We start from the raw sequence: 6,525 nt of genomic DNA, 5'->3' as shown, positions 1-6,525 counted from the left end.
TTTCGAGATGGTCATTCATGCTTCCTTTTGGTGAAGCATGAACCGGATCAATCATACACAAAAGGTCGGACACTCTCATCAGTTTTCGCGAAACATGTTCCGGGGGCGGGGCACCTCATTTGCCACGGACAATTTGGCGTTGTCCGCCGCCAGACATGCGATAACGCGAAATGACGACCAGGTTTTTACCGGTCCGGAGCGACAGTTTTTCTATCTGCCCTATATGCATTCCGAAAGCCTCAGCCATCAGGAACGCGCCGTGCGCCTGTTCATGCTCAAAATGCCGGACAGCAAGGACAACCTTTTCCATGCGCGCGCGCACCGTCAGGTCATCCGTACCTTCGGACGCTTTCCCTACAGGAATGAGGCGCTCGGCCGTGTCTCCACTCCGGCGGAGCGGCGCTACCTCGAAGAGGGGGCGTATGGCTCCACCTTGCGGGCGCTTCAGGATGCGGATGCGGCCTAAACAGAATTTGCGCCGACATCCATTTCGAGATAGTTAGGCTTCAAACCATTTTTCAGGCAGGAGTACCAGATGGCCACACAATACGACCTGATCGTTATCGGGGCAGGACCCGGAGGATACGTGGCCGCGATCCGCGCGGCGCAACTGGGCCTCAAGACTGTCATCGTGGAACGCGAACATATGGGCGGTATCTGTCTGAATTGGGGCTGTATTCCGACAAAGGCGCTGCTGCGCTCCTCCGAAGTGTTCCACCTGATGCACCGCGCCAAGGAATTCGGGCTGAAGGCAGACGGCATCGGCTACGACATAGACGCTGTGGTCAAACGCTCTCGCGGTGTGGCCAAGCAGTTGTCCGGTGGCGTCGCGCATCTGATGAAGAAGAACAAGATCACCACCGTGATGGGCGAGGCAAAGCTGACCGGCAAGGGCAAGGTTTCCGTCAAGACCGACAAGGGCACGGAGGAGATGACGGCCAAGAACGTCATCGTCGCGACCGGCGCGCGCGCACGTGAACTGCCGGGGCTGGAGGCGGACGGCGATCTGGTCTGGACATACAAGCACGCGTTGGTCCCGCCGCGGATGCCCAAGAAGCTGCTGGTCATCGGCTCCGGTGCGATCGGGATCGAGTTCGCCAGCTTTTACAATACGCTGGGCGCTGACACGACCGTGGTTGAGGTCATGGATCGGGTGCTGCCGGTGGAGGACGCGGAAATCTCTGCCTTCGCCAAGAAGCAGTTCGTCAAGCAGGGCATGAAGATCATGGAGAAATCCACGGTCAAGAAGCTCGACCGTGGCAAGGGCAAGGTCACCGCGCATATCGAGGCGAACGGCAAGGTTGAGAAGCTGGAATTCGATACCGTCATCTCCGCCGTTGGCATCGTCGGGAATGTGGAGGGGCTGGGGCTGGAGGATCTGGGCGTCAAGATCGACCGCACCCATGTCGTAACCGATGAATATTGCGGCACAGGCGTTGAGGGTCTGTATGCCATCGGCGATATCGCGGGTGCCCCCTGGCTTGCGCACAAGGCCAGCCACGAAGGCGTCATGGTGGCGGAGAAGATCGCCGGCAAGCACGTGCATCCGGTCAAGCCCGAGAGCATAGCAGGCTGCACCTATTGCCATCCGCAGGTCGCCTCCGTCGGCTATTCGGAGGCGAAGGCCAAGGAGCTCGGCTTCGACATCAAGGTCGGCCGCTTCCCCTTTATCGGCAACGGCAAGGCAATCGCTTTGGGTGAGCCGGAGGGGATGGTCAAGACCGTGTTCAACGCGAAGACCGGGGAACTGCTGGGCGCGCATATGGTGGGTGCCGAAGTGACAGAACTGATCCAAGGCTACGTTGTCGGCCGTCAGTTGGAGACGACCGAGGAAGACCTGATGCACGCCGTATTCCCACATCCGACGTTGAGCGAAATGATGCATGAAAGCGTGTTGGACGCTTACGATCGGGCAATACACTACTGATACTTATCCAATAGATCGATCTGTGATGGCGTTGGCGGCATACCGTCGGCGCCATTTTTTTTAATGGCTAAAGATGGGAATGCACTGTTGCGTGATGTTTCGGGCATTCGCAGGCGTGATAGATCGCTTCTCGGCAAACTCTACCTAAGCGTGCGAATTTGCACATCAGTAGCCCTAAAATGTGGTATGGTTTTATGTCTGATAGAAATCGAATCGCTTATACTTTAGTATATTCAGCGAATATTGTTTTTGCGATTTTTTGCGCGTAATTTTTGGTCATCAGGTTTATTTTATCATATATATATTGTAAAATATGATTAAACTAAATTATAGTTATTTTCGTTACTACTTTGCGAATTCAGGCATTCCTCAAGCTGGGAGGTTTGGAATGACTTATTTTGGTAGGCTTCTGTCGACGACCGCGTGCAGTTTCTTGCTGTTCGCTATCGGTGCGCAGGCGCAGCAGTCGGACGCAATTTGCGACAGCATCAAGGGTCTGAACCCGGCCATCGTTGATGATATGATCGAAGCAAGATGCCTCGCCATGGAGGATGACATGCAGGAGGTGGACGGCGTCACCGTCGTGGTTGGTGTAGACCCTTCGGTTGAAGGGCCCACAGATACGTCGTCCGGTAACGTCAGTGTCTCCAGCGATGGCTTGCTTGTTATCGACTTTGGGGTGGGCGGGGGCGGCCAGTCCGGTGAGGTGGTCACAACCGCGATCAATGTGGCTGATACTGTGAATGTTGCGGCTGATGTCTCGACCTCGGACGGAATCGGGGTGACGAGCGATCTGAACGCCACAGCTCTGGCCGATGTTCAAGTTGGCGGCACTGCCAATACGGACCGCAGTTCGCTTGTCGATATCAGCGTGCTTGGCAAAGGTACCGATAGCGGTAACGATTTCATCGATGTCAATCTGGGATCGTCAAGAGATACTGGTAGCGACTCGATCAGTGTGGATGTGGCCGGCGCATCTTCATCGGATGATGGAGGTTCATCCTCGGGAGGGTCCACATCTTCGAATAATGGCGGGTCAACGTCCTCCGGTATTTCTGTCTCCGCTTCGCTGGAGGATGGAATTTCCGCGAGTGTAGGGGGTTTGTCGGTTTCCATCGGGAACTGATGAAAGACTAACCTGCGTGCATTTCATGTTTCGCAGGTGACGCAAGGATCAGATACGGAATGTACTGAATTCGCACCTTGCGTACCAAGGCTCCTCCGGTCCTCGTTCAGACCTGGACCGGTTGAGTTTCCGTAATCGAACGGGTGAGGGAAAGCTCCGTCTTGCGCATAATGTCGGACGTCTTGCCCCTGTCGGAACCGGTTGCACGGCGTATTGCGGTGGCTGTGCTTTCCGCCCGCGCGGCAAGTCTGTTCATCTCCTGTGCGACGACACTGAACCCACGTCCGGCATCGCCGGCACGTGCAGCCTCGATCGAGGCATTGATCGACAATACGCTGAGCGATTGCAGCGTTTCGAGCATGTCCGAAGTCGCCTCGACGATCTGGACAGTACGTTCACGTGCCCGCTGGGCACGATCCTGCCAATCCTCCTTTTCCTCCATCTGGGATGTCATATCTATGATGACGCCCTCCAGGCTGTGGGGGCGACCATCCGAGTCGTAGACACCACCGCCCATTCCGCGGACCCACGCCTGCTTGCCGTTCCGACAGACGATGCGGAAGTTGCTCTGCCAGTTTTCGTGCGCCTCCATGGCTGCGCTTATTTCGGCGACCACCCGGTCCTGATCGTCGCAATGGATCAATCTGGACCAGGCACCGCCCATATTGTTCAACAGATCCGCATGGCCAAATCCCGTCGTTTCCTTGATCCGGCCCCCGATCCAGATCAGCGGCAGCCCGTTTCGGACGTGGCACCGGAACAGCATACCGGGCAGATGCGAGATGATGGCTTCGAACCGGTCGAGTGTACCCGTGCTGGAATGTTCCGTTTGCTCGACCATACGTATCTCCTCTTTTTTCAGAAACTGACCGGCAGCCATGAAGAAACGGTAAACGGGTGTGGCGATATCGCTCACGCGGATGCGCATTGAGGGGAGGGCCCCGGACGGGTATATCGGACGTGAACCGAAGGAGCCGTATACGTGACCGCAGAATTTGGACATTTCGCCTTGGTGCTGGCCTTGATGGTCGCGACACTGCAAATGGTGATACCGCTGATCGGGGCGGACCGGGGCTGGCCCGGCTGGATGGCCTTCGCGGACAGCGCCGCACAGGTACAGTTCGTCCTGATCGCAGGCGCGTTCGCCATGCTGATGTACGCGTTTATAACTTCGGATTTCTCGCTTGAGGTCGTGACGGCCAACAGCCATTCCGCCAAGCCGATGCTCTACAAGGTTTCGGGAACATGGGGAAACCACGAGGGGTCGTTGCTGCTGTGGGTGATGATCCTGGCCCTGTTCGGCGCCATGGTCGCATGGTTCGGCGGTGCGCTGCCGGATGCATTGCGCGCGCGGACATTGGCGGTTCAGGCGGCGATCGGGGTGGCGTTTCTGGCGTTCCTGCTGTTCACGTCGAACCCCTTTGCGCGGTTGGATGTCATTCCGGCGGACGGGCGCGACCTGAACCCGCTGTTGCAGGACCCGGGCCTCGCCTTTCATCCGCCGTTTCTCTACCTGGGCTATGTGGGTCTATCCATGACGTTCAGCTTCGCCATCGCGGCGTTGATCGAGGGCAGGGTGGATGCGGCATGGGCGCGCTGGGTGCGCCCTTGGGCGTTGATGGCGTGGATCATGCTGACCATCGGCATCGCGCTGGGATCTTGGTGGGCCTATTACGAACTGGGCTGGGGCGGTTGGTGGTTCTGGGACCCGGTCGAGAATGCCAGCTTCATGCCGTGGCTGCTCTCCGCCGCATTGTTGCATTCCGCCATCGTGGTGGAAAAGCGTGACACCCTGAAAAGCTGGACGATCCTGCTTGCGATCCTGGCTTTCTCGTTCTCGCTGATCGGTACGTTCATCGTCCGCTCTGGCGTGCTGACCAGCGTACATGCCTTTGCCACGGATCCGACGCGGGGTCTGTTCGTGCTGGGCATCCTGTTTGTCGCCATCGGCGGTTCGCTGACATTGTACGCCTTGCGGGCGGAGAGGATGCGCGCAACCACGGCCTTTGCACTGGTCAGCCGGGAATCGGGTCTGGTGCTCAACAACGTGCTGCTCGCGGTGTCCTGCGCGGTGGTCTTCATCGGTACGATGTGGCCCCTGATCGCGGAGGCGGTAACCGGCGAAAAAGTCTCCGTCGGGCCGCCATTCTTCAACATCACATTCACGCCGTTCATGATCGCGCTGGCGATGATCTTGCCCATCGGCGCGATGCTGCCGTGGAAGCGGGCAAAGCTGGGCCGCACGATGAAGCCCCTGTGGGGCATGCTGGCAGCGTCGGTTGCGTTGGGTGCGCTGGTCTGGACGCTGCAAACCGGCGGGCGGATGCTGGCTCCGGTCGGGGCGGCGCTGGCGACCTGGGTGATTTTGGGCGTCGTGGCCGATCTGGTGCAGAAGGCCGGAGGCTGGCGGGCGCGACCCGCGACGGCACGGCCGCGTCTGGCGGGGCTTCCCCGTTCCGAATGGGGCAAGGCCATTGCACATGCCGGGCTGGGCATCCTGATCTTCGGTATTGCGGGGCTTACGGCGTGGGAGCAGCAGGACATCCGCACCCTTGCCGTCGGCGAAAGCTTCGATCTGGGCGGATATACCTTTACGCTCGACGGGGTCGAGGCGGGGCGCGGGCCGAACTACAGCACAAACATGGCAACCGTGACGGTGCGACGCGACGGGGGTGTTGTGGCGGTGCTCAACCCTGAAAAACGCTTTTATCCCGTGCAACGGATGCCCACGACCGAGGCTGGCATCCAATCACGACCGCTGCGCGATCTCTATGTTTCGCTGGGCGATCAACAGCCTGACGGCACTTGGGCGATGTGGAGCTGGATCAAGCCGTTCGCGAACTGGATCTGGTTCGGTGCCTTTATGATGGCCGTGGGCGGGGGGCTCAGCCTCAGCGATCGGCGTTATCGTGTCGGCGCGGCACGGGCGCGGGGCACGCAAGCCGTGCCGGCGCAATGAGGGTGCTGGTCATATTGCTGGCCCTGTTCTGGCCGCTGTCGGCCCAAGCGGTTCAGCCGGATGAGATGCTGTCGGATCCGGTGCTGGAGGCGCGCGCCCAGTCGCTCGATCATGAATTGCGCTGTGTTCTGTGCCGGTCCGAGAGCATCGCGTCATCCAACGCGGATTGGGCCGCGGATGCGCGGGTGATCGTGCGCGAATTGCTGAGCGATGGGGCCAGTGACCAGCAGGTGAAGGACTTCTTTGTCGCGCGTTATGGCGATTACGTCCTGATGAAACCGCGTGTTTCGGGCGCGAATATCGCATTATGGCTGGCAGGTCCGGTGCTGTTCCTGCTGGTTCTTCTGGCACTCGTCCTGCGTGCCAGACGGCGTGGCGTCGCCACCGCCGATCCGTTGAGCGCGGAGGAACTGGCCGAGGTCGAGCGGCTGACGCGCGACTAGATCACTTACCGCCATACTGGCCCGGATGACGCCACGGAAACCTGTTGCGCGCGCCCCTTGGCACGATACC

At 59.2% G+C, this 6,525-nt stretch carries 6 protein-coding genes; 5 read left to right on the top strand and 1 reads right to left on the bottom strand.

Annotated features, from left to right (window positions below):
- The first annotated feature begins 37 nt into the window (after positions 1 to 37).
- The 3 genes from H1S03_RS16375 to H1S03_RS16365 all read left to right on the top strand — a co-directional run bounded on the left by H1S03_RS16375 (position 38) and on the right by H1S03_RS16365 (position 3,053).
- Positions 38 to 466 carry a DUF924 family protein gene (locus tag H1S03_RS16375; RefSeq protein ID WP_185805236.1) on the top strand — a complete coding sequence of 143 codons (429 nt, stop codon included), beginning with the start codon at positions 38 to 40 and terminating at the stop codon, positions 464 to 466.
- Between the two features lie 69 nt (positions 467 to 535).
- Positions 536 to 1,927 (top strand): dihydrolipoyl dehydrogenase, encoded by a 1,392-nt coding sequence (gene lpdA / locus H1S03_RS16370; RefSeq protein WP_185805235.1) that lies wholly within the window; start codon positions 536 to 538, stop codon positions 1,925 to 1,927.
- 388 nt (positions 1,928 to 2,315) lie between these two features.
- Positions 2,316 to 3,053: a hypothetical protein gene (locus tag H1S03_RS16365; RefSeq protein ID WP_185805234.1), complete on the top strand. Its 738-nt coding sequence runs from the start codon at positions 2,316 to 2,318 to the stop codon at positions 3,051 to 3,053.
- 106 nt (positions 3,054 to 3,159) lie between these two features.
- Here H1S03_RS16365 and H1S03_RS17410 read toward each other — a convergent pair whose 3' ends face one another.
- The gene (locus tag H1S03_RS17410) at positions 3,160 to 3,969 is read right to left on the bottom strand and encodes a PAS domain-containing protein (RefSeq protein WP_185805233.1); all 810 of its coding nucleotides are present in this window, start codon (positions 3,967 to 3,969) and stop codon (positions 3,160 to 3,162) included.
- A gap of 66 nt (positions 3,970 to 4,035) precedes the next feature.
- Here H1S03_RS17410 and H1S03_RS16355 point away from each other — a divergent pair, with 66 nt between their 5' ends.
- Together H1S03_RS16355 and H1S03_RS16350 are read left to right on the top strand one after the other, a co-directional pair.
- Positions 4,036 to 6,012, top strand: a complete 1,977-nt coding sequence (locus H1S03_RS16355; protein ID WP_185805232.1) for a heme lyase CcmF/NrfE family subunit — start codon at positions 4,036 to 4,038, stop codon at positions 6,010 to 6,012.
- The gene (locus H1S03_RS16350) at positions 6,009 to 6,455 is read left to right on the top strand and encodes a cytochrome c-type biogenesis protein (RefSeq protein WP_185805231.1); all 447 of its coding nucleotides are present in this window, start codon (positions 6,009 to 6,011) and stop codon (positions 6,453 to 6,455) included. Before H1S03_RS16355 ends, H1S03_RS16350 begins: the two co-directional genes overlap by 4 nt.
- Positions 6,456 to 6,525: the final 70 nt, after the last annotated feature.

Origin of the sequence: Pontivivens nitratireducens, from assembly GCF_014235845.1 — a bacterium.
Lineage (GTDB): Bacteria > Pseudomonadota > Alphaproteobacteria > Rhodobacterales > Rhodobacteraceae > Pontivivens > Pontivivens nitratireducens.
The sequence above is the reverse complement of the archived record's forward strand: the minus strand, read 5'-3'. Positions and strand labels throughout refer to the sequence as shown.

Bases quoted from the DNA above. Each gene is read 5' to 3' on its own strand.
- H1S03_RS16375 (WP_185805236.1), top strand. From the start codon at position 38: ATGAACCGGATCAATCATACACAAAAGGTCGGACACTCTCATCAGTTT.
- lpdA (WP_185805235.1), top strand. From the start codon at position 536: ATGGCCACACAATACGACCTGATCGTTATCGGGGCAGGACCCGGAGGA.
- H1S03_RS16365 (WP_185805234.1), top strand. From the start codon at position 2,316: ATGACTTATTTTGGTAGGCTTCTGTCGACGACCGCGTGCAGTTTCTTG.
- H1S03_RS16350 (WP_185805231.1), top strand. From the start codon at position 6,009: ATGAGGGTGCTGGTCATATTGCTGGCCCTGTTCTGGCCGCTGTCGGCC.